The following is a 26,038-nucleotide window of genomic DNA, read 5'->3' on the forward strand; positions in this document are numbered from 1 at the left end:
CGCCTCAGTCCGCCTCCGTCACGAGGGCCGGCGAGTGGCGACGGGCGACTCGCCGGGCAGCGGCAGCGAGCCGCACGTTGCCCGATCGGTCGGCGGCGTCGATCGCTGCCGCGAGCGCGGCGCGCATCTCCTCCGTCCTCCCCTTCGCCGCGGCGACCCGTGCCCGCGCGAGATCGAGCGAGGCCTCCGAGTGCGGTTCACCGCTCGCCTCGACGACGGCCGCACCCGCGGCGAGCAGCGCCTCGACCTGCGGAACGGGACGGCCTGCGATCAGCAGCGCCTCGACCTGCGCGTCCACGAGTGCGCCGTAGGCGGTCCTCGCTCCGAGCGCCGTGTAGCGGGCGAGCCCGTCGTCCATGTCGGCGAGTCCGGTGTCAGGATCGCCCGATACCGCCGCGGCCCAGCCGGAGTAGAAGGTCGACGACGCGGCGAACATCCCCAGGCGTTCCTCCACGCGCCCGGAGAACCCGTGGCGCGCGTTCCAGGCGAGGAGCCGGGGAGCGTCGCCGGCGACGAGCGACGAGTAGCCCTGGAAGTTCCGCACCGCCACGGCGGCGTCGCTCCCGGGGAAGCAATCGATCAGTCGGTCGAACCGGTCGTCGGCGTCGTCGACGGCGCCGGCGAGGTCGAGGACGTGCGTGGCGAACGCGCCGAAGAGCGCCGGGCAGTCGTAGGCGCCGAGGCGCTCGAACTCCTCGTCCGTGAACCGCTCCAGCAGCGACCACGACTCGCACATCTCTGCCGCTCCCTCGCGCAGTCTCGCGAGGTGCCAGCACTGCACGCCCCACGCATGGTGCGCGACCACCCTCACCACCGGATCCCGGTCGCTCCGGCCGAGCGCGAGCATGCGGCCCGCGACGGCCGTCGCCTCGGCCACGTCGCCGCCCGTCGCCGCCGCGCCCCACTGCAGATGGAGGAGCGCCATCACCAGATCCGACCGGTCGAGCGTCGCGGCCACCTGCTGCGCCCGCTCGAACGGCACGCTCTCGAACGCCGCGCGGTACCCGAACCGAGGCCGGAGCAGGCCCGCCATCCGCAGGATCGTGCCGACCTCCGCCTCACGAGCCCCCGGGCGCAGGGACTCGCTCGCGGACCGGCGAGCCGCCACGGCCCGCTCGAGGAGCACGTCCGCCCGTTCGTACGCGGTGCGCGCCGACGCGACGGCCGCCGCGCGCTCGAGTGTGTCGGCGACCTCGCCCGGATCGACGACGACGCTCGCCGACCAGAGGTGGCCGGCGATCGCCTCGATCTCCCCGCCCGCGGCCTGGAGCGCGCGCGCCACGCGCAGGTGGATCCGGGCCGCCCTCAGGGACGAGCACTCCGCGATCGCCGCCTCGTCGACCAGCGCATGCGCGAAGCGGAAGCGACCGGGGACCTCGGGGTCATCGAGCAGCACCCGGTGGACGAGCGCTGGTTCCAGTGCGTCGAGGCAGTCCTCCGCAGGCTGATCGGACGCGGCGATGAGGAGCGGCAGATCGACCGCCCTCCCGATCACCGACGCGACCTCCAGCAGCGATCTGGTCGCGGGCGGGAGGGCGGACAACCGGCGACGGACCACGTCGCGCACCGCCGTCGGCACGCGCGCCGTCTCGACCGCCGCCGGATCGTCGAGGAGCCCGTCGGCGGCCAGCAGGCGGGCGAGCTCACCCATGCAGAACGGGTTCCCCCCGCCCCGGCGGTGGATCGCCTCCGCCACCGCCGGATCGACAGCGCGGTCGGCGACCTCGGCCAGCAGCGCCTCGGACGCGGCGGGTGGCAGCGGGCGCAGGACGATCCGTCGGCTCCCGGCCCGCCGGACGATCGCCGACACCGCGGAGGCGACGGCGTCTGCGCGTCCGAGCGCGAGCTCCCGCATCGTCACCACCACGAGCACCGGGACGTCCTGCAGGCGCGCAGTGAGATGCGTCAGCAGCTCCGCCGTCGCCGTGTCGGCCCAGTGCAGGTCCTCGAGCAGGATGACCAACGAGGAGTTCTGCGCCGCCGAGGCGACGGCGTCCGCGGCCCGGTCGAACACGCGGAACCGCCGCTCGGCCGACGCCTCCTCCTCGAGCACGGAGCGCGACGGCGGGGAGTGGGCGGGATCCGCCGGGATCGCCGTGCCGCGTCGTTCGAGCTGCCGGAGCAGGTCGGTCCAGGGTGCGTAGGCGGGGACGGACTCCGCGTCCGCGCACCGCCCCCACACCGTCGCCGTGCCGATGGACGCGCACCACTCGGCGAGCGTCTCGAGCAGACGCGTCTTCCCGATGCCGGGCTCGCCCTCGATCACGGCGAAGCGGGGGTGCCCTCCCTCGATCTCCGTCGCGAGTGCCCGGAGCTGCGCGAACTCGGCGTCGCGGGCGATCGGGACGGACGCCGTCCGCTCCGTCCGGACCAGGGGAGGCGCAGGCGGGGGCAGGAGGCGGCCGTCCTGGTCGAGCATCGCCGTCTCGAGCTGCTGCAGCGCCGCCGACGGGTCGATGCCGAGCTCGTCGGCGAGCGTCCGCCGCGCTCGGCGGAGCAGCGCCAGAGCCTCTGCCTGCCGCCCGTCGCGGTACTGCGCGAGCGCGCCGAGCACCCACAGCCGTTCGCGGAAGGGGTGCGCCTCGATCAGCGGGGGGACCTCTCCGGCGACGATCGCGTGGCGCCCGAGGGCGAGCAGCGCGTCCGCGCGCGTCTCGATCGCGACCAGTCGCAGCTGCTCCAGCCGTTCCCGCTCTGCGGCGATGTCCTCGGCGTCCGGCGCGCCGGCGTACGCCCCGCCCCGCCACAGCGCGATCGCCGCGTCGGCGTGGGCGAGCGCGTCCTCCGCGCGGTCCGACGAGAGCGCGGCGACGGCGTCGTCCGTGGTGCGCTCGAACACCTCGGCATCGAGCGCGTCCACGTCGGGGTGGAGGGCGTAGCCGAGACCGGTGGTGACGAGCAGCCGGGAGACGCCCCGCGGTCCGCGGCCGGGGTCCAGCTGGCTGCGGAGGCGCGAGATCGCGACCTGCAGGGAGGGGGCGGCCGTGGCGGCCGCGTCGACGCCCCACACCGCCTCGAGCAGGCGCTCCGCGGGCACGGCCTGCCGACGCGCGGCGAGCAGCATCGCCAGCACCGCTCGTTCGCGTCGCCCGCGGATCTGCACCGCACGCCCGCCGACGAGCGCGCCGATCTCTCCGAGCACGACGAAGGCGGTCCCTACCACGGTGCCGAGGCTAGGAGGGGCGTCGCCGGCGGGGGAGGGCCGAAGGTCCCGTGAAAGTCGGCGGCAACCCGCGCGATCCGTCCGGTAGGTGCGCGGGAAGAGGTGTCCAGCAGGATCGCTCCATCACCCCGATCCGACGACTGGAGACCCCATGACCATCACCTCGCAGGCCGGTTCTGCGACCTCGCTCAGGAGCCTCTGCGGGGGCTCCGTCCACCTGCCGGGCGACCCCGGCTACGACGCCGCGCGGATGCCGTGGAACGTCGCCGTCGACCAGCGGCCGGCGGCCGTCGCGTACCCGGCCGACACGGCGGAGGTCGCGGAGCTGGTGCGCGCCGCCGCGAAGGCGGGCCTCCGCGTCGCCGCCCAGGGCACCGGCCACAATGCAGGGCCCCTCACCGGACTCGGCGACGCCGTCCTCCTGCGCACCGATGCCATGACGGGCGTCACCCTGGGCGAGGGCACGGCCACCGCACGCGGTGGAACGCTCTGGCTCCCGGTCGTGGAGGCGGCCGCGGCGGCGGGGGTCTCCGTGCTGCACGGCTCGTCGCCGGACGTGGGCGTCCTCGGGTACTCCCTCGGCGGTGGCGTCGGCTGGTACGCCCGCCGGCTCGGCCTGCAGTCCACCAGCATCGTGTCGGCGGAGGTCGTGCTCGCCGACGGGTCCGTCGTGCGAGCGGACGCCGACCACGAGGAGGACCTGTTCTGGGCGCTGCGCGGCGGTGGCGGGAACTTCGGCGTCGTCACCGAGCTCGAGTTCCGCACCTACCCGTTCACGTCGGCCTACGCCGGGATGCTCCTGTGGGACTGGACCCGCGCGCCCGAGGTGCTCCGCCGCTGGACCGACTGGGCCGCGACGGCGCCGGACGAGGTGACGACGGCGTTCCGCATCCTGCAGCTGCCGCCCCTGCCCGAGCTCCCGGAGTTCCTCCGCGGCCGCTCACTGGTGGTGATCGACGGGGCGGTGCTCGCCGAGGACGACCGGGCCGAGGCGATCCTGCGACCGTTGCGGGAGCTGCGCCCCGAGATCGACACGTTCGGCCGCACCCCGTCCTCCGCCCTCGCCCGCCTGCACATGGATCCGGAGCAGCCGACGCCGGGGCTGTCGGCCACGACGATGCTTGACGAGCTGCCCGATGCCGGCATCGAGAAGCTGCTCGAGGCCGTGGGACCGGGCTCCGGCTCCGTGCTGCTCTCGGCGGAGCTGCGGCAGCTCGGCGGCGCGCTCTCGAGGCGGGCGGAGGGGGCCGGAGCTCTGGCCTCGCTTCCGGGCGCGTACCTCGCCTTCGGGGTCGGGATCCCGTTCGCGCCGGACGCGCCGGTCCAGCAGCACGCCGACCGGATGATCGCCGCGCTCGAGCCGTGGTCGATCCCTGGTCGCTACCTCAACTTCGTCGAGCAGCGTCACGACGCCTCGGCCGGCTTCGACCCGGACACGTGGGACCGCCTGCGCTCGATCCGACGGGCGGTCGATCCGGCCGGCGTCTTCCTGGCCAACCACGAGATCCCGGTGTGAGTCGCGCGGCGGCTGCACGATCGCTCCGTCTCCCGCTCGTCGATCGAGCGTGGAGCGCCGGGTCGATCGTGCCGTCGCCCGCTCAGACGGCGCAGCCCGCGAAGAGCACGTCGTCGGAGGAGACGAGGTCCTCCAGGGTCAGGAGCCGATCGAGGTCGTGGCCGGCCGCCAGGGCGTTCGCGCGCTCGAGGGCGGTCTGCGGCGCGAGCCGCCCCTCCATCACGCCGCCGAGGGCGCGCACCGCGCAGGCGGCGACGACTCCCTCCGGGGTGCCGCCGATGCCGAGCACGAGGTCGACCCGGCCGGAGGGGTCCGCGGCCTCGATCGCGACCGACACGTCGCCCTCGCCGCGAAGCTCGAGCGCGACCCCCGCGGCCCGCAGCGCCGCGACGAGCCCGGCGTGCCGCGGCTTGTCGAGGACGGCGACGACGAGCTCTCCGAGAGGCTTGCCGAGCGCCCGCGCCAGCCGCTCCGCGTTCTCGGCGGGCGCGAGATCGAGCGAGACGACTCCGGCGCCCGCGGCCGAGCAGACGAGCTTGTCCATGTAGAACACGTCGCGCGGGTCGAGCATCGTGCCGCGCGGCGCGAGCGCGATGACGCAGACCGAGCCGGGGATCCCCTCCGCCGTCAGCCGCGTGCCGTCGAGCGGGTCGACGGCGACATCGCACGCCGGCGATGTCGCCCGGCCGAGCCGCTCGCCGTTCGCGAGCATGGGCGCGTCGTCCTTCTCGCCCTCGCCGATCACGACGACGCCGTCGAACGGCGCGTCGGCGAGCACCGCCCGCATCGCCGCGACTGAGGCCGCATCGGCCGCGACCTTGTCGCCCCGGCCGTACCAGCCGCGCGCCGCCTCCGCCGCCGCGCGGACGCTCGCGGCCACCGCCTCCCGCAGCTCGGCGGAGTAGGAGGGCGACGCGATCAGGCGGACGTCGCTCACGCGCGGGCCGGCTGCGAGGTCGCCGTGCGCACGAGGCGCTCGAGCGTCCGCAGCCCGTCCGAGGACAGCACCGACTCCAGGTGCCCCTGCACCGAGGCGATCCCCTCGCCGCGGAGCGCGTTCACGACTCCGGTCGCCGGGTCGCCCGACACCTCGAGATCGAGCAGCGGCGTGCGCGTCGTGCCCTCGCCGGCGACGGAGGAGAAGGTGTTGTAGAAGCCGATCGCCGCGTCCTCGCCGAACACGTCGACCGCCAGGCGCACTCCCTGGCGCGGCGCGGGCAGCGGCTCGACCGGGAGGCCCGCGAGCAGCGACAGCATCTGGTGGCTGAGGCAGACGGCCAGCATCGGGCGCTCGGAGTCGAGCCGCTCGGTCATCAGGGCGCGCAGGCGCGCGATCCGCGGCTCGGAGTCGTCGCGCGGGTCGCCGGGACCGGGGCCGAACACGACGAGGTCGTCGCTCAGCACGTCCTCGACGCTCGACCAGCGCTCGACCCGGGCGTCCATGCCGAGGTGGCGCAGCTGGTGGGCGAGCATCGTCGTGAACTGGTCCTCGTTGTCGACGATGAGGGCGGTGTGCCCGGCGAGGCCCTCGATGTGCTCGGGGGCCTGCGGCCGCAGCCAGAACGAGGCGAGGCGCTCGTTGCGCGCCTCGAGTGCCTCCTGGACGCCCGGCTGTGCATTGAGGTCGATCGCCGGCGGGATGTCCCGGCCCGGCAGGAGCCCCAGCGCCGAGAGCACGCCCGACGCCTTCGCGCGCGTCTCGGCGACCTCGCCCTCGGGGGTCGAGTGGCGCACGAGGGTGGCGCCGGCGGGGACCGTCAGCCGACCGTCCTCGCGGAGGTAGGCGGTGCGGATGAGGATCGGCGCGTCGACCGTGTAGCCGTGCTCCTCGGGCTCGAACAGGGCGAGCACTCCCGAGTAGTAGCCGCGCGGCTCCTTCTCGTACTCGGCGATGACGGCGCACGCGTTCTCCATCGGCGAGCCGGTGACGGTCGGCGCGAACATCGTCAGGCGCAGCACCTCGCGCACGTCGAGGTCGGTGCGGCCCTCGAGCAGGTACTCGGTGTGGCTCAGGCGCGACATCTGCTTGAGGAAGGGCCCGAGGATGCGTCCGCCGTTCGGGCAGACCGCGCTCATCATCTTCATCTCCTCGTCCACCACCATGAAGAGCTCCTCGCTCTCCTTCACATCGGCGAGGAACGCGAGCACCCCCTCGCCGGTGGGGCCGGTCGCCGGGTGGCGGAAGGTGCCGCTGATCGGGTTCATCATCGCCACGCCGTCCCGCACCGAGACGTGCCGCTCGGGGGTGGCTCCGACCGCCGTGACCGTCGGGGCGCCGCCGGTGCCGGGGGTGTGGATCGCGAAGGTCCAGTAGGCGCCCGACTCGTCGGTCAGCAGGCGGCGGAACCAGGCCAGCACGGCCTCGACGGCCGGGGCGTCGGTCTGCGCGACGAAGGCGCGGTTGATGACGAAGTTGGCGCCCTCGCCGCGGCCGATCTCGTCGTCGATCACGCGGCGGACGATCTCGGCGTACTCCTCGTCGGGCACGTCGAAGCCGCGCTCCTCGACCGGGATCTCGCGCTCGGGCAGCAGCGCCAGCACCTCGGCGAGCGGCACGCTCTCGCGCTCGCGGACGACCAGGTTGCGCAGCGGCGCTCCGTCGTCCTTCGCCGCGAAGCCGCGCTCGCGCACCTGGCGGTAGGGCACGAGGGTGAGCACGTCGTCGCCGTGGAGCGGGATGTCGGCGAGCCCGTCGACGTCGACGACGTCGCCGGTGAAGACGTCGACCTCGGCCCGGCCCTGACGGAGGACGACCGCGAACGGCAGCGAGCCGTCGGAGGCGAGGATGCGGGAGAGGAGCGAGGTCATCGTGGTCCTTGGGTCGGGGTGTCCCTCACCCGGGCCCCGACATGCAGAACGACCGCCCGGTCGAGGCGGTCGTGTGCGAGAGGAGTCTGCGCGTCGGCCTGCCTAGGAGGCGGGCCACCAGGAGCGGCGGAGGGTCGACGGGCGCATGGGGGGAGTCTAGGGGACGCGCCGTCAGGGGGCCAAGGTCGTCGCGACCCGCTCGGTCGACTCGCCGCGCAGGGTCCGGAGCAGGAGGGTCGCGCCGGCCGTCGCGGCGGGGGTCGCGACCACCGCGCCTCCCGGCACGAGGAAGGCCAGGTAGACCGCGATGCCGAAGCCGAGAGACACCGCGCGGTGCTCGCCGAGGAGCCGGCGGCGCTCGCCGAGGCTCATCCCGCGCGCGTCGCCGGCGAACCCGGTGAGCTCGAGGGCGAGAGCGCGGCCGCCGACGAGGGCGCCGGCGATCAGGCCGACGATCTGCCCGACGACGGGAACGAAGCCGAGCAGCACGAGGACGACACCGAGGGCGAGCGAGGTGGCCACCAGCACTCCGGAGTCGCGGACGCCGCGTCCGAGTCCGCGCCAGAACCCCGTCTCGTGCTCGTCGGGCACGCCGCCGAGCTCGTCCTCGACCCCGCGCCAGATCCGCTCGTAGAAGGGATCGCCGACCAGCAGGGTGACCGCGGCGAAGAGCACGACCCCGAGCGCGACGAGCGCGCCGACCGCCGCGATCGCGAGCAGGAGGCGCGCGGTCGAGGCCGCCGCGTGGCTCCAGCCGTCGAGGAACGGCGTCAGCGCCACCACCACCCCGTCGATCCGGGTGATCACGAGGACGAGGACGGCGACGAAGACCGCGCCGACGATCAGCGGCGGGATCGCGCCGAGGAGCATCGCCCGGGGCGAGCGGCCCCAGGCGCCGAAGCCCCGCCCGAACAGCCGTGCACCGAGCGCCAGGTCGCGGAGGATCGCCATTCCTCGATCCTCGCAGACCTGCCGGCGGCTCAGGCGAGCTCGAACGGAGCGAGCATCCCCGCCATGGCCTTGGTGCGCGGCCGCGCGAACTCGTCGCGGCGCGACGTCGTGACGCCCATCGCCACGAGGCCCTCGACCAGCCGGACCGCCGAGACGACCCCGTCGATCACGGGCACGCCGAGCTCGCGCGAGAGGTCCCGGCAGAGATCGGCCATGCCCGCGCAGCCGAGCACGATCGAGTCGGCACCGTCCTCGGCCAGCGCGACCCGGCATTCCGCGAGGATCAGACGGCGCGCGTCGGAGCGGGGGTCGTCGAGCTCGAGGACGGGCACGTCGCAGGCGCGCACCTCGCGGCACGCCTCCCCGAACCCGGCCCGCCGGGCGATGTCCCACGCGCGACCGCTGGTGCGCGACAGCGTGGTGACCACGCTGAAGCCCCGGCCGACCAGCGTCGCCATGTGCATCGCCGCCTCCGCGATGCCGATCACCGGACCGCTCGCCACCTCGCGGGCGGCGTCGACCCCCGGGTCGCCGAAGCAGGCGATGACGGCGCCGTCGCTCCCCGCCGCCTCTGCCCGCGCGATCTCGTGCAGCACCCCGGGCACCGCGAGGGCCTCGTCGTAGTGGCTCTCGATCGAGACCGGGCCCATCGGGGGCGTCACCGCGGCGATCTCCGTCCCGACCGAGGCGACCGAGCGCGCGGCGCGCCCGATCGTCTCGGTCATCGAGGCGCTGGTGTTGGGATTGATGACGGTGATGAGCACGGTGTCCTCGATCGGGGTGGGGGAAGAGAGGGGAGGGGCCCCTCCGGGATCAGACGAGCGCGCCGTCGCTGACGTTCTCGAGGTCGTCCTCGAGCCGCCCGATGCGGGGCGCCCGGCGCTCGAGCGCCGCCATCGCGACGAAGCCGAGCCCGCAGCCGATGAACCAGCTGTAGTCGCCGAGCCAGGTGAACGAGGCGCCGCCCGCCTCCTCCACCCAGCGCGGCAGGAGGACCGAGAGGACGGAGGGGACGCCGCCGATGACGGTCGCCCAGACGGCGTTGGGGTTGAACCCCTTCGAGAACCAGTAGCGGCCCGTCTCGCTCATCGAGTAGAGGTCGTCGACCCAGACGCGCTGGCGGCTGATCAGGTAGTAGCCGGCGATGAGCACGCCGAACAGCGGGCCGATCAGGGCGCCGAGGATGCCGAGCGTGTAGTGGATCGCGGTGTCGTTCGAGTACCAGTTCCACGGGGTGAGCAGCACTGAGCCGACGGCGGCGATCATGCCGCCCATCCGCCAGCTGATCTTCTTCGGGTTCACGTTCGAGAAGTCGAAGGCCGGCGAGATGAAGTTGGCGACGATGTTGATGCCGATCGTGGCGATCACGAAGGTGAGCCCGCCCAAAAGGACGGCGAACCAGGTGTCGATCCGCTCGACCGTCTCGATCGGGTCGGTGATGAGCTCGCCGAAGACGGGCACGGTCGCGGAGGCGGTGATGACGGTGAGCAGCGAGAAGAAGAGGAAGTTGATCGGCAGGCCGAGGAGGTTGCCCTTCTTCACCGCCCTGTAGCTGCGGGCGTAGCGCGAGAAGTCGCCGAAGTTGAGCATCGGGCCCGAGAAGTAGGCGACGACCAGCGCGACGGCCGAGATCATCACCGGGATCGACGCCGCGAAGTCGAGCGGCTCGCCCGAGCCGAGGTTGAGCGAGATGTTCTCCCAGCCCGCCTGCGAGACGAGGTAGATCGCGAGGATCAGCATCACGACGTAGACCGCGGGGCCGGCCCAGTCGATGAAGCGGCGGATCGACTCCATCCCGCGCCAGAACAGGGCGGCCTGGGCGACCCAGAGGATCGCGTAGGAGAGGTAGCCGAGCGCCGAGAGCCCGAGGAAGGAGGCCTCGGGGGTGTTCCAGGAGGCGAGGTCGGGGAAGAACTTGAGGAAGACGATGTTCAGCGACTGCGCCGCGAGGTAGGTCTGCACGCCGTACCAGGCGATCGCGATGAGGCCGCGGATGATGCCCGGGATGTTCGCGCCGCGGATCCCGAAGATCGCCCGGTTGATCACCGGGTAGGGGACACCGGTGACCTGGCTCGGCTTCGCGACCAGGTTGCAGAAGATCTGCACGATCACGATGCCGACCACGAGCGCGACGAGGACCTGCCAGCCGGCGAGACCGAGCGCGAACAGCGAGCCGGCGGTGACGTAGCCGCCGACGCTGTGCACGTCCGACATCCAGAACGCGAAGATGTTGTAGCTCGACCAGCGCTGCTTGGCCAGGGGCGCGAGGTCGTCGTTGGCCAGGCGGTCGTCGTAGCCCGGCTTGATCAGCGGGGCGCCGGCGGGGAGGTCGGCGTCGATCGACACCGCGGAGTGCGGGTCGGTCCGGGCGGCGGTGGCGCGGTCGGTCATGGTGGATCCACCTCTCGGGCGGTCGTGCGGCGGTCGCACGGATGGGATGTGTCAGGGTGGTCGCGGCGGGCCGACGGGGTCGGTCGCGGCCGCGGGGTTCGTGGAGCAGCGAGCAGCGTGTGAAGTCATCGCTTCACGAGATGTCAACCTACGACTCCACCGACCGCGGTTCGTTTCGGCTCCGTTACGGGTGCGTGACGATCACTGAGGAAGGACGACCGGCGATGCTCTCCGACAGCTCCGCGGGCGATCGCGGCTCGGCCGGGACTCCCGGCGCCGCCGACGAGAGGGCGCTCGCCGCAGCGGTCGGCGACCGCGAGCGGCTCGGGGCGCGCCTGCGCGAGCTGCGCCTGGCCTCCGGGATGTCCCTCCGCGCCCTGGCCGGCGACCTCGGGATCTCGGCGAGCGCGGTGTCGCAGATCGAGCGCGGCGCGATGCAGCCCTCGGTCGGCCGGCTGATCGCGATGGTCGGGGCGCTGGGCGTCCCGCTGTCCGCCGTCTTCGACGAGTCGGCGCCCGAGCCCGCCCTGATCGAGACCGCAGTCGTCCGCGCGGGCGAGGTCGCGCCGGTCGTGCTCGACGGAGGGGTCCTCTTCCGCCGTCTCGCGCCGGGGCCGGTCGACGCCGTCGACTTCTTCGAGTCGACCTACCCGCCGGGGTCGACGTCGACCGCGCACCGGCAGTTCCTGCGGCACGACGGCTTCGAGGTCGGGACCGTGACGCTCGGCGAGCTGACCGTCGAGTTCGAGGACGAGGTCGTGGTTCTCGCCGCGGGTGACGCCATCACGTTCCCGTGCGAGCGTCCGCACCGGATGATCAATCGCGGTGCGGCGACCGCCGTCGCGACGTGGCTCATCGTGCACCGCTGACTCCCGAGCGGAATGCGCCGCCCCCTCGGGGGAGCCATCCCCGTATGGGATCCTGATCGCGCTCCTCCACAGCGGGGGTGAGGCGGGATCCTGTCCACACCCCGCCCGGAATCAGGCGGGAGACCCGCCTCGATGTCGGTGCCGCCTGATGGGCTGGGCACCTCGAGCGATTGGTGCGGAACGTGGATGGATGCAAGGACGACAGGCGCGGCGACGGATGTCCGCGGTGGTGTGCCGAGGAGCACGACGAGCTCTCGACGGCGGCCGATCGGCTGCACCGGTCGGCGGCGCGATCGCTGCCGGTGGTGCTGTGGTGGCGAGGGGACGCGGGGGAGGAGCCGGATGCGGCGACGGCTCATGTCTCGCTGTGCCGGCCGGGCTCGGCGGGCGAGGACCGGCTGCGCCTCGAGGCCGACGGTCTCGGAGTGCTCGATCTCGACCTCAGCGCGGCCGCCCGTCTCGCCCGCGGAGTGGAGCGGACGCTCGAGCTACTCGGCCAGGCCTCGTGAGGCGCGGGGCGGGTTCGGCGGCAGCAGGTCCGTCAGCTCGAGATCGAGCGCCTCGCAGAGGGCGAACAGGGTGCGCAGAGTCGGGTTCGCGGGTGAGCCGGGCTTCGACTCCCCCTTCTCGAACTTCTGGTAGGTGTAGCCGGCGAGCCCCGCGGCGTGCGCGATGCGCTCCTGGCTCTCGCCCTTGGCGATGCGGGCGCGGTGCAGGTTGGTGCCGAGCTCGCGGGCGTACTCGGCCCAATCGCGTTCGGGTGAGGGAGTCGACATCCGGCCAGCTTCCGAGAAGAAGCCTCGCGGGTCAGCCATATGCAGATGGGAAATTCGCTGTGGGCATACTCGGGTGCTCGATCCCGACGGTGGTCGGGCATTCGGGGGGTAGTCGTGCACCGCCTAAGATGGCCGGGTGCCAGTGAATCCCCAACTCGTCGGGCGCGTCTTCGCCCCCACCGAGCCCTACCAGGTGGGGCGGGAGAAGGTGCGCGAGTTCGCGCGCGCCGTCTTCGCCCTGTCGCCTCTCCACCACGACTCCGAGGTCGCTCGTCGCGCCGGATACTCCGACGTGATCGCCCCGACGACCTTCCCCGTCGTGCTGCAGGAGTTCACCATCGCGCAGATGCTGGCCGAACCCGATGCCGGCATCGACTTCAGTCGCGTCGTGCACGGCGACCAGCGCTTCATCTACAGCCGCCCCATCGTCGCCGGCGACGAGCTCACCGCGACGCTGTCGATCGCGAGCGTGAAGCAGCTGGGCCCGCACTCCATGATCACGATCGAGTCGGCCATCGCCGACGTCCACGGCGAGCACGTCACCACCGCCGTGTCCACCCTCGTCGTCAGGGGGGACGAATGAGCACCGAGCGCACCGCTCCGGCCGGAGTCGTCGTCGACGACGCTCCCGCGGGCCGCCCCGTCCTCTCCGACCTCGCCGTCGGACAGGTGCTCGCCGAGCGCCGCTTCCACTTCGAGCGCGACACCCTCGTCCGCTACGCGGCGGCGTCGGGCGACTTCAACGCCATCCACTACCGCGACGACGTCGCGGCCGAGGTCGGGCTCCCCGGCGTCCTCGCGCACGGCATGCTCACGATGGGCACCGCCGTGCAGGTCGTCGTCGACTGGGTCGGCGACCCCGGCCTCGTCGTCGACTACCGGGTCCGCTTCACCCGCCCGATCGTCGTCGATCCCCGCGAGGGAGCCGATGTCGACGTCGTCGCGAAGGTGGGCGAGATCGACTCCGACGCCGGTGCGGCTCGGATCGACCTGACGGTCACCGTCGCAGGCCAGGCCGTGCTGGGGAAGGCCCAGGCGCGCGTCTCGCTCGTCTGACGACGCCACGATGACCAGGTCCTCCCTCTCGGCGCTGACGACCCTCCGCGTCGGCGGTCCGGCCGAGCGCCTCGTCGAGGCCCGGACCGAGGCCGAGCTGGTCGCGGTGCTCGCGCAGCTCTGGGCCGACGACGAGCCCTGGCTGCTCGTCGGCGGCGGCTCCAACCTCCTCGTCGGGGACGACGGCGTCGAGGGCGCGGTCGTCCTGGTGCGCAGCTCGGGGATCGAGCGGCTCGAGGCGGCGCGACCGGGAGCCGTGCACCTCCGCGTCCAGGCCGGCGAGAACTGGGACGGCCTCGTCGCCACGACGCTCGAGCGCGGATGGGCGGGGCTCGAGGCCCTCAGCGGCATCCCCGGCACCGTCGGAGCGTCGCCCGTGCAGAACATCGGCGCCTACGGCCAGGAGCTCTCGGACACGCTCGTCGCGGTGACGTTCCTCGACGAGGGCGCTCGCGAGCCGGTCCGGCTGACGGCGGCGGAGCTCGGCCTCGGCTACCGCACCTCGGTCATCAAGGAGGGTCGCCGCGGGGCGGTCCTCGCGGTCGAGTTCCTCCTCGAGGAGGCGGGGGAGGGCGGAGTCGGCTCTCCCGTCGCCTACGCCCAGCTCGCATCGGCGCTCGGAGTCGCCCTCGGCGACCGCGTACCGCTCGCCGAGGTGCGCGAGACCGTGCTGCGGCTGCGCGCCTCGAAGGGCATGGTCCTGGATCCGGCCGACCCCGACACCGCCAGTGCCGGCTCCTTCTTCACCAACCCGCTCGTCACGACCGCCTTCGCCGGCGGCCTCCCGCCCGCCGCGCCGCGCTGGTCGGTCGAGCCCGCGCACGAGGCCGAGGTCGTCACTCCGCTCGCGGCCGTCGAGGCCGGAGCGCCGATCGGCGTGCCCGCGCCCTCGGCCCCCGGCGAGCTCGTCAAGCTCAGCGCCGCCTGGCTGATCGAGCACTCCGGAGTCTCGCGCGGCTTCGCCCTGCCCGGCTCGCGCGCCGCCGTGTCGAGCAAGCACACGCTCGCGCTGACCAACCGGGGAGGCGCGCGCGCGGAGGAGATCGCCGAGCTCGCGCGCTACGTGCAGGGCCGCGTGCTCGCCGAGTTCGGCGTCCTCCTGCACCCCGAGCCCGTCGTGGTCGGCACCACCGTCTGACGCGGTCGCCGCGGCGTCAGGAGTCGCGGCGGATCCAGCGGAAGGTGAGCCGGCAGGCGACGAGGCCCACGACGAGCCAGACGCCCAGCACGAGGGCCACGCCGCCGAGATCCCACGCGCCGTCGACCTCGAGCTGTTCGAAGTCGGACGGGAGGAAGACGGCCCGCATCCCCTGGGCGATCCACTTGAGCGGGAACACGCTCGCGACGTTCTGCAGCCAGTCGGGCAGCGTGGTGAACGACAGGTACGAGCCCGAGATGAACTGCAGCACCAGCAGCGGCGGCACGATCACCGCCGTCGCGCTCTTGCCCGAGCGGGGGAGCGCCGAGACGGCGATGCCGAGGATCGCCGACGTCGCGACTCCGCCCAGGTACACCCAGGCGAAGGTCGCCCAGCGCCCGCTGTCGGTGGGGAGCTCGACCGAGAAGACCGTGGCGGCGACGACCAGGAGGAGCGCGGTCTGCGCGAGGCTCGTCACGAGCACCTGGCCGAACTTGCCGAGGAAGTAGCTCAGCACCGGCAGCGGCGCCCCGGCCAGGCGCTTCAGAGTGCCGTCGCTGCGCTCGACCGCGATGTCGACGCCGAGGTTCTGCACCCCCGAGAGCAGGATCCCCGCTGCTGCGAGCCCCGGCACGTAGTACTCGGCCATCGTGATGCCCGGGTCCTGCGGGTCGGCCTGCATGACGGCGTTCTCGCCGAAGGCGACCGAGAAGATCGTCAGCAGCAGCACGGGGAAGAGGAACGTGAAGAAGACCTGGTCGGGCGCGCGGAAGTAGGAGCGGACCTCGTACCGGGCGCGGGCGGCGCCGAGGCGAAGGGTGCGGGCGGGGCCGTAGCGGGCCGGTCCCACGCGGATCGGGCGGTCGATCGCGGCGGTCATGCGGGCTCTCCGATGCGGTCGAGGGCGTCGCCCGCGCGGTCGTCGCGGATGAGGTCGAGGTAGATGTCCTCCAGGCTCGGCCGGACCACCTCGAGGGCTGAAGGCTCGCCGAGGCGCTCGCTGAGCTCGGCGACCACGCGCGCGGGCTCGGAGGAGCGGATGCGCCGCAGCGCTCCGTCCTCCTCCCACTGCACGATCGGCACCCGCGCCTCGTCGCCGCCGATCTCGCTCACCGGGCCGATCGCGAGCAGGCGGCCGCCGGCGATGACGGCTGCGCGGTCGCCGAGCCGGGCGGCCTCGTCGAGGTAGTGAGTGGTCAGCAGGATCGTCGTGCCCTCGCTCTTGAGGAGGGCGACGAGCTCCCAGAAGGAGTGGCGCGCCTCCGGGTCGAAGCCCGTGGTGGGCTCGTCGAGGAACACCAGCTCGGGGCGCCCGATGATGCCGAGGGCCACGTCGACGCGGCGGCGCTGGCCGCCCGAGAGCTTGCCGATGCGCGAGCGGGCCTTCGCGGTGAGGCCGACCGCCTCGATCGTCTCGTCGACGTCGCGCGGATGCGGGTAGAGGCCGGCGAAGTGCGCGATCTGCTCGCGGACCGTCGCGTTGCCGGATTCGCCGCTGGACTGCAGCACGATGCCCAGGCGCGACTTCCAGGCGAGGTCGCCGTGCCGCGGGTCGACGCCCAGCACCGTCGCCTCGCCGCCGGAGCGGTCGCGGTAGCCCTCGAGGATCTCGATCGTCGTCGACTTGCCGGCGCCGTTCGGGCCGAGGAGGGCGAACGTCTCGCCGCGGTGGATGTCGAACGTGATGCCGGAGACGGCCGGCGCGCCCCCGTAGTCCTTCCGCAGATCGCGGACTCGGACGGCGGGCTCGAGGCTCATCGTCCCAGCGTGCACGTTCCCCGCCCCCAGCGACAGTGATTGCGCCGATCCCCCCGCATCCCCTTCGGATCGGCAGCGCGCGTCGCGCGGGGGAGCCGCCGTCGCACCGCAGCGCCGAGAGCGACGGGGACGCGGACCGCAGGACCGGTGGTCGTGCTGCCTCCCTCCTGGCACAGGCGGGTCTCGATACGCCCCTCCGGGGCTACTCGACCAGCAGGCAGGCGAGCCCTCGTGCTCGCGCTCGCACCCCGCTCTCTCCGACGCACTCGTCTCGGAGAACCGACTGCGCCGATAGAAGGATGGCGGAACGGTCGAGCGCAACCGGCGATCCGCGTCCCAGCGGATCGTCGTGCGCGGTCGCACCCCGCTCTCTGCTCCGCAACCGCCTCGAAGAGCCGACCGCGGCCGTTCGACGACGAAGGAGGAGAACGGCTTAACGGAACAGCGCCTGCAGGCGCTTCACGCCTTCGAGCAGGGCATCGTCGCCGAGTGCGTACGACAGCCGGAGGTATCCGCTCGGGCCGAAGGCCTCGCCGGGGACGGTGGCCACCTCGGCCTGCTCGAGGATGAGGTCGGCGAGCTCGAGCGAGGTCGTCGGGGTGACGCCGCGCCATTCGCGGTTCAGCAGGCCCCGCACGTCCGGGTAGACGTAGAAGGCGCCTCCGGGGGTCGGGCACTCGATGCCGTCGATCGCGTTCAGCTCGGCGACGATGGTGCGGCGGCGGCGGTCGAAGGCGCGGCGCATCTCCTCCGCCGGCTCCTGCGGGCCGGTGAGGGCGGCGATCGCCGCGCGCTGCGAGATGTTCGACACGTTGCTCGAGAGGTGCGACTGCAGGTTCGCGGCGCCCTTGATCGCGTCGGCCGGGCCGACCATCCATCCCACGCGCCAGCCGGTCATCGCGTAGGTCTTGGCGACTCCGTTGACGAGGATCGTGCGGTCGCGCAGGGCGGGCACCGCCTCCACGATCGACGTGGCGCTCTCGAGCGGTGCGGCGTCGTCCTGCCCCTCGGCCGCGTAGACGAGGTTCTGGTAGATCTCGTCGGCGATGACCCACAGGCCGTGCTCGTCGGCCCACTGGCCGATGGCCGCGGTCTGCTCGGCGGAGTAGACCGCGCCGGTGGGGTTCGACGGCGAGACGAACAGCAGGACCTTGGTGCGCTCCGTGCGCGCCGCCTCCAGCTGCTCGACCGTGACGAGGTAGCCCTGGTCGGCCCCCGCGAAGACGTCGACCTGCACGCCGCCGGCGAGCTTGATCGCCTCGGGGTAGGTGGTCCAGTACGGGGTGGGGACGAGCACCTCGTCGCCGTCGTCGAGGAGCGTCTGGAACGCCTGGTAGACGGCCTGCTTGCCGCCGTTGGTCACGACGACCTGCGAGGGGTCGACGGCCCAGCCGGAGTCGCGCGCCGTCTTCTCGGCGATCGCGGCGCGGAGGTCGGGGAGGCCCGCGGCGGGGGTGTACCGGTAGTTCTTGGGATCGAGCACCGCGGCGGACGCGGCCTCGACGATGTGCTGCGGAGTCCGGAAGTCGGGCTCGCCCGCGGCGTACGAGATGACAGGGCGCCCCTCGGCCTGGAGGGCCTTCGCCTTCGCGTCGACCTTGAGGGTCGCGGACTCGGCGATGGCGGCGATGCGGGCGGAGATGCGCGTGGGGGAGGACACGATCTTCAGCGTATCCTCTGCGCGCGGGGGCCTCCATCCGCCGCCCGGCGCTCGGCTGGACACGTCCCACGGGTCCACGTACACTCGTCCGAGGTAGTCGAACTCTGCCCCGATCCGCAGCGCCCGAGAGGGTCCGCGAGCAGCGGGCAGGGGTCCGATTCCTCCTCGGATGTCCGCAACGGCATCCATAGGGCGGTGGCTCAATTGGTAGAGCAGCGGTCTCCAAAACCGCAGGTTGCAGGTTCGAGCCCTGTCCGCCCTGCACATCGATGCCCGTCGCACGCGGTCCCCGCGATGCAGCGGACATCGGTCCAGGGCCGCCCGGTGGGCGGCCGGCCACACCGGAGGTTCCGGTGCGGGAAAGGTGCGTGCAGGTGGCCGGGAAAGCAGTCGACGAGCCGAGCGAGGACGTCGTCGCGATCGCGAATCAGCAGCGAGCCGCGCGGCGCAATCCGTTCGCGAGGATCGCCCTCTTCATCCGGCAGGTCATCGCCGAGCTGAAGAAGGTCGTCACGCCGACCCGCAAAGAGCTGGGCAACTACGTCGTGGTGGTGCTGATCTTCGTCGTCATCATGATGGCGCTGGTCTCGTTCCTCGACTGGGTGTTCGCGCTGGCCGTGACCTACGTGTTCGGCACACCCGCCACCTGAGCCCGGAGGCGTCCGCGATCGCGAGAGCGGCGGACGCCGGCGACAGCGGTGCGCGACCCGACGGGTGCGCACCGGATCGAACGAGAGAGAGTTGTGACGAGTGTCTGACAGAAACCGCGACGACGTCGACTGGGCGACGGCTGCAGAGCAGTCGTCGGAGGTCGACGAGGCGCAGGAGGGCGGGACCCTCGCCCAGGCTGAGGACGCCATCGAGCCCGCCGAGGAGGGCGCGCTGAGCGTCGTCGACGAGAACGAGTCCGAGGACGACCTCGCCTCCGACCTGGAGGCCGCGCTCGACGCCATCGGCTCGGTCGACGACCCCGAGGCCGACCAGGCCGTCGACGAGGCCGCGCACATCGACACCGTCGAGGAGGCCGAAGCGGCCCTCGAGGCCGTCGAGGACGAGGCCGAGGTCGCCGCCGAGGACGCGGAGGACGCCGGCGAGGACGTCGCCGACATCGACCCCTACGAGGCGTTCCGCACGGAGCTCCGCGGCAAGCTGGGCAAGTGGTACGTCATCCACTCCTACGCCGGCTTCGAGAAGCGCGTGAAGTCGAACATCGAGAACCGCAAGGTCTCCCTCGAGGCCGAGGACTACATCTTCGAGGTCCAGGTCCCCATGGAGGACGTGGTCGAGATCAAGAACGGCCAGCGCAAGATGGTCACCCGCGTGCGCATCCCCGGCTACGTGCTGGTGCGCATGGACCTCAACGAGGACTCGTGGTCGGTCGTCCGCCACACCCCCGGCGTGACCGGCTTCGTGGGCAACGCCCACAACCCGACTCCGCTGCGCTTCGAGGAGGCCTTCACGATGCTGAAGAGCCTCGTCGAGATCAAGGACGTCGCTCCGTCCAAGGCCCCCGGCGCGAAGGGCCAGAAGCAGGCGCAGCGCGTCCTGCCGGCCGAGGTCGACTTCGAGATCGGCGAGACGATCACGATCAAGGAGGGCTCGTTCGCGGGTCTGCCCGGATCGATCAGCGAGATCAAGCCCGAGAGCGGCAAGCTCACCGTGCTCGTGTCGCTGTTCGAGCGCGAGACCCCGGTCGAGCTGTCGTTCGACCAGGTCACCAAGCTCTGACGCTCGCCGTCCCGCTCGAACGCCCCCTCCGCAGTGCCGGAGGGGGCGTTCGGCGTGGAGGGCCCGGGGAGCCGCCCTGTCGGTACCGGCCCGCAGCGTGTAAGCTCGTAGGGGTTTTCGTGTCGGCGCCCCACTGCGTGCGCGCCGGCCGACCCTCCTCCACCGCGATCCGGCTCCGTCGGATGCGCGGGAGAGCGGCCGGGAACCCCCGACCGCTCGAACCCTGAGAAAAGGAATCCTGAATGGCCCCCAAGAAGAAGGTCACCGGCCTGATCAAGCTCCAGATCAAGGCCGGCGCGGCGAACCCCGCGCCCCCGATCGGACCGGCGCTCGGTCAGCACGGCGTCAACATCATGGAGTTCTGCAAGGCGTACAACGCGCAGACCGAGTCGCAGCGCGGCAACGTCATCCCCGTCGAGATCACCGTCTACGAGGACCGTTCGTTCACGTTCATCCTCAAGACCCCGCCCGCCGCGGAGCTCATCAAGAAGGCCGCCGGCGTCGCCAAGGGCTCGTCGACCCCGCACACCGTGAAGGTCGCCAAGCTGACCCGTGCACAGGTCCGCGAGATCGCCGAGGCGAAGCAGGTCGACCTGAACGCCAACGACATCGAGGCCGCGGCCAAGATCATCGCCGGCACCGCACGCAGCATGGGCATCACCGTAGAGGGCTAGTCCTCTCGCCCTTCCAGAACTCAACACCCGTGGGAGAGCCCGCCAGGCTCTAGAACCACATTCTCGTTTCAAGGAGAAACAACATGGCACAGAAGTCGAAGGCCTACCGGGCCGCCGCGGCCAAGCTCGAAGAGGGCAAGTACTACACCGCCGAGGAGGCGGTCGCGCTCGCTCGCGAGACCGGTTCCGCCAAGTTCAACAGCACCGTCGAGGTCGCCCTCAAGCTCGGTGTGGACCCCCGCAAGGCCGACCAGATGGTCCGCGGCACGGTCATCCTCCCCCACGGCACGGGCAAGACCGCCCGCGTCATCGTGTTCGCGACCGGCCCCGCGGCCGAGGCCGCGATCGCTGCGGGCGCCGACGAGGTCGGCGGCGCCGAGCTCATCGAGAAGGTGGCGGGCGGCTACACGTCGTTCGACTCCGCCGTCTCGACCCCGGAGCTCATGGGCCAGGTCGGCCGTCTCGGAAAGGTGCTCGGCCCCCGCGGCCTCATGCCCAACCCGAAGACCGGCACCGTGACCCCGGACGTGGCGAAGGCCGTGACCGAGATCAAGGGCGGAAAGATCGAGTTCCGCGTCGACAAGCACGCCAACGTGCACCTCGTCGTCGGCAAGGCCGCGTTCACCCCGGAGCAGCTCCAGGAGAACTTCAAGACGGCTCTCGACGAGATCAACCGCCTCAAGCCCTCCTCCTCGAAGGGCCGCTACATCCAGAAGGCCGCCGTCTCGACGACCTTCGGCCCCGGCATCCCGCTGGACGTCAACGTCCTCGCCTGAGCCTCGGCACAGCACTGACAGGGAGGGGGTCCGCTTCGGCGGGCCCCCTCCTTCGTCGTCTCCGGTGGCGTGCCGCGCGGCGGGCATACTGGTCGGCGTGTCCGATCCCACCCCCTCGCCCGTGACGGTCCGCCGCGCCGTCGCCTCCGACGCCGAGGCGCTCTCGTCCGTCGCCGCGATCACGTTCCCGCTCGCCTGCCCGCCGCACACGACCCCGGAGGCGAAGGCCGACTTCATCCGCACGGTGCTGTCGGTCGAGCGGTTCCGCGAGTACCTGGCCGACGCGGCCCGGGTGCTGTTCGTCGCCGAGGACGAGACCGGGATCCTCGGGTACACCATGCTGATCCGCGGGGAGCCGACCGACGCGGACGCCGCCGCCGCGATCACCCGCAGGCCGAGCGTCGAGCTGAGCAAGTGCTACGCGCTGCCCGCCCGGCACGGCTCGGGCGTCGCCGCGCGGCTGATGGCCGCGAGCACCGACGATGCCCGGGCGAGCGGGGCGCGCGGCGTCTGGCTCGGCGTGAACCAGGAGAACGAGCGGGCGCGCCGCTTCTACGCGAAGCACGGCTTCGAAGTCGTCGGCACGAAGCGGTTCCTCGTCGGCGGTCGCCACGAGGACGACTTCGTGCTCGAGCTCGCCCTCTGAGCGCTGCGGGTCAGCCCTCGGCGACGGTCAGGACGATCTTGCCGCGGGTGTGGCCGGTCTCGAGCTGCTCGTGCGCCTCGCAGGCGCGGGCGAGCGGGAAGATGCCGTCGATGAAGACGCGGACGTCGCCCGACTCGAGCAGGCGCGAGACGACGGCGAGCGTGGCCCCGTCGGGCGCGACCTTGTAGGTGGAGGCGCGGACCCCCGCCGCCGCCGCCTCGGTGAAGAACTCGGGCCAGCTGCCGGTCGGAGCGTTGACGATCAGCCCGCCGGGGCGCAGGACCTTCAGCGACCGCGAGCCGGTGCTGTCGTGCACGTTGCCGACCAGGTCGATGACGACGTCGACGCCCTCGAGGAGGTCGTCGAACCGCTCCGCCGTGTGGTCGATGACCTGGGAGGCGCCGAGCTCGCGCAGCCACTGCAGGTTCCGCGTGGATCCGGTCGCGATGACCGAGGCGCCGAAGTAGGCGGCGAACTGCACCGCGAAGTGGCCGACGCCTCCGGAGCCGGCGTGGACGAGGATCCGCTGGCCCTCGTGCGCCTTCGCGAGCTCGACCACCATGCCCCAGGCGGTGAGCGCGGCGAGCGGCACGCCGGCGGCCTCGACGTGCGAGAGCGTCGAGGGCTTCCGGGCGATCGAGACGCTCGGCACGCTGACGTACTCGGCGTACGAGCCGGAGTAGCGGGGCACCATCACGAAGCCGTAGACCTCGTCGCCGGGCCGCAGCGAGTGGGCGGGGTACGGGCTCGAGACGACGACTCCCGAGAAGTCGTGGCCCAGCACGGCCGGGTAGGAGGCGATCTGCGAGGCGACTCCGCGGCCCGCGCGCGTCTTCGCGTCGAGCGGGTTCACTCCGGCCGCGATCACCTTGACGGTGAACTCGGCGTTGATCGCCGTCGGTGTGGGAACCGTCGCGAGGTGGAGGACGGAGGCGTCGCCGGGAGCGTCGATGACGGCCGCCGTCATGGTGTCCGGCAGGACGACCTCCTCCGGGATCTCCCCGATCGCGAGGCCGTGCCCGAGCGCACTGTTGTGCATCATCGCCCTTCCTGTTGCGCCCCGGTGATGCTTCGAGCGGGAGGGGACGACGGAATCCCGCCCCCGGACCCCGCTTCCGAGTGCCGCGCTCAGTCAATCGAGGTAATGAGTCCGGGCTGTTACGGCGGTGTCACCCGCCCGAGAAGATTCCCACTGTGACCCCCGGACGGGAGGGGGTGGGGTTCGCCGAGCGGCCGTCTGGCACGATGAGGGGATGCAGCGACGACGAGCACGGTGGCCGCTGCTCGCGTCCGGCTCGCTCCTCGTCCTGGCCGGGCTCGCGCTCCTCCTCGCCGCCCGGGTGAGCATCGGCACCAGCCGCTGGGTCTACGTCAGCGAGATGGGCGCGCCCGATATGGCGACGGCCGGGACCTTCCGCGTCGCTCTGCTCCTGGTCGCGCTCGGCGGCCTCCTGACGGCGATCGGCGCGTGGGGAGTGCGGGCGCGTCTGCTGCGGAGGCTCCGACCGGCCGCGATGATCCTGCTGGCCGCGGGCTGCTTCGCCCTCGCCTCGCAGGTGACCTGCACGGCGGGCTGCCCGCTGCCGGTCGGGCCGACCTTCAGCTGGCAGGACCTGATCCACACGTCGGCCGCGGTGCTCGGCTTCGCCGCGGCGTGCATGGCGATGCTGCAGCTGGCGACGGCGCGCGAGCGCCCGGGCGTCGCGCGGCTCTCGCTGGCGGCGGGCGTGACGGTCGCGGTCGTGGCGGGCGCCGGGGCGATGCTGTCGCTCCTCCGGGTCTGGATGGGCGTCGGCGGCACCCTCGAGTTCGTCGCCACCGCGATCGCCGTGCTCTGGCTCGCCGTCGTCGGCCTGGTGCTCTCGGCCGAGGAGCTCAGCGCTGCGCGAGCCAGTCGCGGACGTGCCCGCGGATCAGCTCCTGCTGCTGCGCGAGACCCGCGTCGCGCGCCGGGACCCGCGCTGATGCCGCGTCCGGAAGAGCCCTAGCCCACTGCTCGGCGACGGCGACCGGATGCACCGGGTCGCGGTCGGCCGCGATGACCAGCGTGCGCGCGATCACCCCGGCGAGCTCGCCCGAGTCGCGGTAGGCGGAGTTGCGGGGGATCTCGGCGAGGCGGATGGCGCGTTCCTCGGCGCGCGGGGCGCGGAACTGGGCGACCAGCGCCTCCGCCGACGCGGGCGAGACCTCGGCGGCGCGCTGGAACAGGCCCGAGGCGCGGAACATCCGCTCGCCGCGCTTGGCCCCGTGATCGTGCAGGAGCTGCGCGATGACCGGGAACACCGTCAGGTTCTCCGGCAGCGGCTCGGCGGTGAAGGCGGGGCGGATGAAGACGGCCCGGTCGATCGGCAGCACCTTCCTGCTGGCCAGGCGGAGCGCGATCGCGGCCCCCATCGAGATGCCGAGGACCGTCAGCGGCTTGTGCGCTGCTCCGGCCCGGACGACCTCCTCGGTGATCTCGTCGGCGAGGGAGTCGAGCGAGAAGTCGCCGGACGAGCCGATCTCGTCGGAGGCGCCGTGGGCGCGGACGTCGGGCGCGATCACCTCGGCGCCGGCCGGCAGCGCCGCGCGCAGGAGTCCGAGCGGCTGGGAGCGGTCGCCGCCCAGGCCGTGGAGGAGCAGGACGGTCACCGCCGGCCCGCGCGCGTTCTCTCGTGCAGCTCGGCCATCAGCATTCCGGCGAGGCGGACGAGCATGTGGATCTCGTCCTCGTCGCGATCGACCCAGCGGCACTCGGGATCGGCGTCCAGCGGGACGAAGTCGCGGTGCTGCTCCCAGACCACGAGCGTGCGCTCCGCGCCCAGGACGTACTGCTGCCAGAAGACCTGGCGCAGGTAGTGGCGCGGGATGCTCTTCCACGGCTTCGTGGTCGTCTTGATCTCGCACAGCTCGAGCCGGCCGTCCTCGCGGAGGCCGATGCCGTCGGGCGTGGCGAGGTGGCGGCGCTCCTGGCTGGCGTGGAAGAGGGTGCTGCTGGGCTCGATCGCGTGCTCGCGGCGGACCCAGGCGGCGATCTCGGGTTCGCGGGCCCGGCCGTGGTCGGTGAAGGCGTTGCCTCCGAATCCCGTGCCGTAGAGCTTGTCGAGCGCCGCCTTGTCGATGGCGGCGGGGGAGGAGAGGCGGGCGACGTCGGTCGCGGTGATGCCGCGCGAGCGGGCGCGCAGCCAGGCGACGCGGTCGGACGAGTCGGCGACGATGCGCTTCAGGTGCGGCGGCTCGGCCTCCACGAAGACGGGCTGCGTCTCCCAGGGGAACGAGAGCTGCAGATCGGGCACCGATAAAGTCTGCGCCCGTCTCGGCCTCGCGCCGAATCGGCACGCCGGGCTCCGGTGTTCGCTGCGCGCGAGATCCCAGTCGCGCGCAGAAGGAGCGGGGCCGGGAGGACAGGCCTAGGGTCGGCGGAGGATCGGGAGAGGGAGTCGACGATGGATGTGGTCTTCGTGCACGGCGCGCTGGTGCGCGATGGGGCCTGGTGGTGGCGGCGGGCGGCGGAGGCGATCGAGGAGCGCACCGGGATCGGGAGTCGCGCCGTGGCGCTGCCGTCCTGCGGAGAGGCGGCGTCCGAGGCTCGCGGGCTGGTCGCCGACGCCGCGGCGCTCCGAGCCGTGCTCGACGAGGTCGACTCCGCGATCGTGGTGGGCCACTCCTACGGCGGCACGGTGATCGCCGAGGCGGGTGCGCACCCGGCCGTCGCGCACGTCGCGCTCGTGTCGTCGTACCTGCCGGAGGTCGGCCGGTCGCAGGGCGAGATCATGAGCGGGGAGGTCGATCCGGTGTCGATCGGAGATGCAGGAGCCGGCTCGATCGCCGTGACCGGGTACGACGAGCGGTCGTTCGCGGACCGATTCCTCCAGGACGCGGACGCGGCGGCGCAACGCGGTGGGTGGGAGCGGGTCACGGCCCAGCACCTCGAGTCGTTCACGACTCCGACGACCGCGGCGGGGCGGCCGGGCGTCGAGTCGACCTACCTGGTCTGCGCCGAGGACAGGAGCACCTCGGTCGGGCTGCAGAGGCTCCACGCCGCGCGCGCGACGCGGTCGGTGGAGCTGCCGACCGGGCACCACCCGTTCCTGTCACGGCCCGACCTGGTCGCCTCCGAGCTCGAGGTCGTGCTCGGCCGACTGTGAC

At 72.7% G+C, this 26,038-nt stretch carries 26 protein-coding genes and 1 tRNA gene; 14 read left to right on the forward strand and 13 right to left on the reverse strand.

Annotated features, from left to right (window positions below; genetic code table 11):
• Positions 1-4: 4 nt before the first annotated feature.
• Positions 5-3,163: a BTAD domain-containing putative transcriptional regulator gene (locus tag GSU68_RS04180; protein ID WP_159905837.1), complete on the reverse strand. Its 3,159-nt coding sequence runs from the start codon at positions 3,161-3,163 to the stop codon at positions 5-7.
• A gap of 151 nt (positions 3,164-3,314) precedes the next feature.
• Here GSU68_RS04180 and GSU68_RS04185 point away from each other — a divergent pair, with 151 nt between their 5' ends.
• On the forward strand, positions 3,315-4,679 hold the full coding sequence (locus GSU68_RS04185; RefSeq protein ID WP_159905838.1) for an FAD-binding oxidoreductase: 1,365 nt from the start codon (positions 3,315-3,317) through the stop codon (positions 4,677-4,679).
• Between the two features lie 82 nt (positions 4,680-4,761).
• Here GSU68_RS04185 and GSU68_RS04190 read toward each other — a convergent pair whose 3' ends face one another.
• The 5 genes from GSU68_RS04190 to GSU68_RS04210 all read right to left on the reverse strand — a co-directional run bounded on the left by GSU68_RS04190 (position 4,762) and on the right by GSU68_RS04210 (position 10,829).
• Complete coding sequence (locus tag GSU68_RS04190) at positions 4,762-5,616, reverse strand: fructose-bisphosphatase class II (protein WP_159905839.1); 855 nt, start codon at positions 5,614-5,616, stop codon at positions 4,762-4,764.
• On the reverse strand, positions 5,613-7,487 hold the full coding sequence (locus tag GSU68_RS04195; RefSeq protein ID WP_159905840.1) for a chorismate-binding protein: 1,875 nt from the start codon (positions 7,485-7,487) through the stop codon (positions 5,613-5,615). The genes GSU68_RS04190 and GSU68_RS04195 overlap by 4 nt, the downstream gene beginning before the upstream one ends.
• Before the next feature lie 171 nt (positions 7,488-7,658).
• Complete coding sequence (locus GSU68_RS04200; RefSeq protein ID WP_159905841.1) at positions 7,659-8,438, reverse strand: EI24 domain-containing protein; 780 nt, start codon at positions 8,436-8,438, stop codon at positions 7,659-7,661.
• Positions 8,439-8,467: 29 nt separating this feature from the next.
• Positions 8,468-9,202, reverse strand: coding sequence for an aspartate/glutamate racemase family protein (locus tag GSU68_RS04205; protein WP_159905842.1), 735 nt, complete (start codon positions 9,200-9,202; stop codon positions 8,468-8,470).
• A 49-nt stretch (positions 9,203-9,251) separates the two neighbouring features.
• Positions 9,252-10,829: an NCS1 family nucleobase:cation symporter-1 gene (locus GSU68_RS04210; RefSeq protein WP_159905843.1), complete on the reverse strand. Its 1,578-nt coding sequence runs from the start codon at positions 10,827-10,829 to the stop codon at positions 9,252-9,254.
• A 224-nt stretch (positions 10,830-11,053) separates the two neighbouring features.
• On the opposite strand from GSU68_RS04210, the gene GSU68_RS04215 reads away from it, so the two are divergent.
• Positions 11,054-11,698, forward strand: coding sequence for a helix-turn-helix domain-containing protein (locus tag GSU68_RS04215; RefSeq protein ID WP_159905844.1), 645 nt, complete (start codon positions 11,054-11,056; stop codon positions 11,696-11,698).
• A 182-nt stretch (positions 11,699-11,880) separates the two neighbouring features.
• Positions 11,881-12,207 (forward strand): hypothetical protein, encoded by a 327-nt coding sequence (locus GSU68_RS04220; protein WP_159905845.1) that lies wholly within the window; start codon positions 11,881-11,883, stop codon positions 12,205-12,207.
• Here GSU68_RS04220 and GSU68_RS04225 read toward each other — a convergent pair.
• A complete protein-coding gene (locus tag GSU68_RS04225) occupies positions 12,187-12,513 on the reverse strand; it encodes a helix-turn-helix transcriptional regulator (protein WP_244259386.1) in 327 nt (108 codons plus the stop codon). The two genes, GSU68_RS04220 and GSU68_RS04225, sit on opposite strands and share 21 nt — an antisense overlap.
• Before the next feature lie 97 nt (positions 12,514-12,610).
• Between GSU68_RS04225 and GSU68_RS04230 the strand changes: the two genes are divergently transcribed.
• Genes GSU68_RS04230 through GSU68_RS04240 form a run of 3 tightly spaced genes read left to right on the forward strand, consistent with a single transcriptional unit; the run spans position 12,611 to position 14,668 of the window.
• Positions 12,611-13,057, forward strand: a complete 447-nt coding sequence (locus GSU68_RS04230; protein WP_159905847.1) for a MaoC family dehydratase N-terminal domain-containing protein — start codon at positions 12,611-12,613, stop codon at positions 13,055-13,057.
• Positions 13,054-13,530 carry a MaoC/PaaZ C-terminal domain-containing protein gene (locus GSU68_RS04235; RefSeq protein ID WP_159905848.1) on the forward strand — a complete coding sequence of 159 codons (477 nt, stop codon included), beginning with the start codon at positions 13,054-13,056 and terminating at the stop codon, positions 13,528-13,530. The genes GSU68_RS04230 and GSU68_RS04235 overlap by 4 nt, the downstream gene beginning before the upstream one ends.
• Positions 13,531-13,540: 10 nt before the next feature.
• Positions 13,541-14,668, forward strand: coding sequence for a UDP-N-acetylmuramate dehydrogenase (locus GSU68_RS04240; RefSeq protein WP_159905849.1), 1,128 nt, complete (start codon positions 13,541-13,543; stop codon positions 14,666-14,668).
• A 16-nt stretch (positions 14,669-14,684) separates the two neighbouring features.
• Here GSU68_RS04240 and GSU68_RS04245 read toward each other — a convergent pair whose 3' ends face one another.
• The 3 genes from GSU68_RS04245 to GSU68_RS04255 all read right to left on the reverse strand — a co-directional run bounded on the left by GSU68_RS04245 (position 14,685) and on the right by GSU68_RS04255 (position 18,086).
• On the reverse strand, positions 14,685-15,548 hold the full coding sequence (locus GSU68_RS04245) for an ABC transporter permease (RefSeq protein ID WP_159905850.1): 864 nt from the start codon (positions 15,546-15,548) through the stop codon (positions 14,685-14,687).
• The gene (locus GSU68_RS04250; protein WP_159905851.1) at positions 15,545-16,426 is read right to left on the reverse strand and encodes an ABC transporter ATP-binding protein; all 882 of its coding nucleotides are present in this window, start codon (positions 16,424-16,426) and stop codon (positions 15,545-15,547) included. The genes GSU68_RS04245 and GSU68_RS04250 overlap by 4 nt, the downstream gene beginning before the upstream one ends.
• Before the next feature lie 433 nt (positions 16,427-16,859).
• Positions 16,860-18,086, reverse strand: a complete 1,227-nt coding sequence (locus GSU68_RS04255) for a pyridoxal phosphate-dependent aminotransferase (protein ID WP_159905852.1) — start codon at positions 18,084-18,086, stop codon at positions 16,860-16,862.
• Positions 18,087-18,275: 189 nt separating this feature from the next.
• On the opposite strand from GSU68_RS04255, the gene GSU68_RS04260 reads away from it, so the two are divergent.
• The 6 genes from GSU68_RS04260 (at position 18,276) to GSU68_RS04285 (ending at position 21,910) form a co-directional block, all read left to right on the forward strand.
• A tRNA-Trp gene (locus GSU68_RS04260) sits at positions 18,276-18,348 on the forward strand.
• A gap of 112 nt (positions 18,349-18,460) precedes the next feature.
• The gene (gene secE / locus GSU68_RS04265; RefSeq protein WP_056041554.1) at positions 18,461-18,736 is read left to right on the forward strand and encodes a preprotein translocase subunit SecE; all 276 of its coding nucleotides are present in this window, start codon (positions 18,461-18,463) and stop codon (positions 18,734-18,736) included.
• A gap of 100 nt (positions 18,737-18,836) precedes the next feature.
• Positions 18,837-19,814: a transcription termination/antitermination protein NusG gene (gene nusG / locus GSU68_RS04270; RefSeq protein WP_159905853.1), complete on the forward strand. Its 978-nt coding sequence runs from the start codon at positions 18,837-18,839 to the stop codon at positions 19,812-19,814.
• A 242-nt stretch (positions 19,815-20,056) separates the two neighbouring features.
• A complete protein-coding gene (gene rplK / locus GSU68_RS04275) occupies positions 20,057-20,488 on the forward strand; it encodes a 50S ribosomal protein L11 (RefSeq protein ID WP_159905854.1) in 432 nt (143 codons plus the stop codon).
• 83 nt (positions 20,489-20,571) lie between these two features.
• Entirely contained in the window at positions 20,572-21,264 is a 693-nt protein-coding gene (rplA, locus tag GSU68_RS04280; protein ID WP_159905855.1) for a 50S ribosomal protein L1, read from the forward strand.
• Positions 21,265-21,361: 97 nt separating this feature from the next.
• Positions 21,362-21,910 carry a GNAT family N-acetyltransferase gene (locus GSU68_RS04285; RefSeq protein ID WP_208544645.1) on the forward strand — a complete coding sequence of 183 codons (549 nt, stop codon included), beginning with the start codon at positions 21,362-21,364 and terminating at the stop codon, positions 21,908-21,910.
• A 10-nt stretch (positions 21,911-21,920) separates the two neighbouring features.
• On the opposite strand, the gene GSU68_RS04290 is transcribed toward GSU68_RS04285, so the two are convergent.
• The gene (locus tag GSU68_RS04290; protein WP_167305293.1) at positions 21,921-22,877 is read right to left on the reverse strand and encodes an NADP-dependent oxidoreductase; all 957 of its coding nucleotides are present in this window, start codon (positions 22,875-22,877) and stop codon (positions 21,921-21,923) included.
• A gap of 286 nt (positions 22,878-23,163) precedes the next feature.
• On the opposite strand from GSU68_RS04290, the gene GSU68_RS04295 reads away from it, so the two are divergent.
• Entirely contained in the window at positions 23,164-23,898 is a 735-nt protein-coding gene (locus GSU68_RS04295) for a DUF998 domain-containing protein (protein WP_159905856.1), read from the forward strand.
• Here GSU68_RS04295 and GSU68_RS04300 read toward each other — a convergent pair.
• Positions 23,786-24,541: an alpha/beta hydrolase gene (locus GSU68_RS04300; RefSeq protein ID WP_159905857.1), complete on the reverse strand. Its 756-nt coding sequence runs from the start codon at positions 24,539-24,541 to the stop codon at positions 23,786-23,788. The two genes, GSU68_RS04295 and GSU68_RS04300, sit on opposite strands and share 113 nt — an antisense overlap.
• Positions 24,538-25,176: a YqaJ viral recombinase family protein gene (locus GSU68_RS04305; RefSeq protein ID WP_244259454.1), complete on the reverse strand. Its 639-nt coding sequence runs from the start codon at positions 25,174-25,176 to the stop codon at positions 24,538-24,540. The genes GSU68_RS04300 and GSU68_RS04305 overlap by 4 nt, the downstream gene beginning before the upstream one ends.
• Positions 25,177-25,335: 159 nt before the next feature.
• Between GSU68_RS04305 and GSU68_RS04310 the strand changes: the two genes are divergently transcribed.
• Positions 25,336-26,037, forward strand: coding sequence for an alpha/beta hydrolase (locus tag GSU68_RS04310; RefSeq protein WP_159905859.1), 702 nt, complete (start codon positions 25,336-25,338; stop codon positions 26,035-26,037).
• Position 26,038: the final 1 nt, after the last annotated feature.

The organism is Rathayibacter sp. VKM Ac-2759 (genome assembly GCF_009834225.1).
Lineage (GTDB): Bacteria > Actinomycetota > Actinomycetes > Actinomycetales > Microbacteriaceae > Rathayibacter.

Excerpts from the sequence above, each read along its gene's own strand:
- GSU68_RS04225 (WP_244259386.1), bottom strand. The coding sequence starts at position 12,513 with ATGGCTGACCCGCGAGGCTTCTTCTCGGAAGCTGGCCGGATGTCGACT.
- GSU68_RS04200 (WP_159905841.1), bottom strand. The coding sequence starts at position 8,438 with ATGGCGATCCTCCGCGACCTGGCGCTCGGTGCACGGCTGTTCGGGCGG.
- GSU68_RS04235 (WP_159905848.1), top strand. The coding sequence starts at position 13,054 with ATGAGCACCGAGCGCACCGCTCCGGCCGGAGTCGTCGTCGACGACGCT.
- GSU68_RS04290 (WP_167305293.1), bottom strand. The coding sequence starts at position 22,877 with ATGACGGCGGCCGTCATCGACGCTCCCGGCGACGCCTCCGTCCTCCAC.
- GSU68_RS04215 (WP_159905844.1), top strand. The coding sequence starts at position 11,054 with ATGCTCTCCGACAGCTCCGCGGGCGATCGCGGCTCGGCCGGGACTCCC.
- GSU68_RS04240 (WP_159905849.1), top strand. The coding sequence starts at position 13,541 with ATGACCAGGTCCTCCCTCTCGGCGCTGACGACCCTCCGCGTCGGCGGT.
- GSU68_RS04250 (WP_159905851.1), bottom strand. The coding sequence starts at position 16,426 with ATGAGCCTCGAGCCCGCCGTCCGAGTCCGCGATCTGCGGAAGGACTAC.
- GSU68_RS04245 (WP_159905850.1), bottom strand. The coding sequence starts at position 15,548 with ATGACCGCCGCGATCGACCGCCCGATCCGCGTGGGACCGGCCCGCTAC.
- GSU68_RS04185 (WP_159905838.1), top strand. The coding sequence starts at position 3,315 with ATGACCATCACCTCGCAGGCCGGTTCTGCGACCTCGCTCAGGAGCCTC.
- GSU68_RS04195 (WP_159905840.1), bottom strand. The coding sequence starts at position 7,487 with ATGACCTCGCTCCTCTCCCGCATCCTCGCCTCCGACGGCTCGCTGCCG.
- rplK (WP_159905854.1), top strand. The coding sequence starts at position 20,057 with ATGGCCCCCAAGAAGAAGGTCACCGGCCTGATCAAGCTCCAGATCAAG.
- rplA (WP_159905855.1), top strand. The coding sequence starts at position 20,572 with ATGGCACAGAAGTCGAAGGCCTACCGGGCCGCCGCGGCCAAGCTCGAA.
- GSU68_RS04310 (WP_159905859.1), top strand. The coding sequence starts at position 25,336 with ATGGATGTGGTCTTCGTGCACGGCGCGCTGGTGCGCGATGGGGCCTGG.
- GSU68_RS04210 (WP_159905843.1), bottom strand. The coding sequence starts at position 10,829 with ATGACCGACCGCGCCACCGCCGCCCGGACCGACCCGCACTCCGCGGTG.
- GSU68_RS04295 (WP_159905856.1), top strand. The coding sequence starts at position 23,164 with ATGCAGCGACGACGAGCACGGTGGCCGCTGCTCGCGTCCGGCTCGCTC.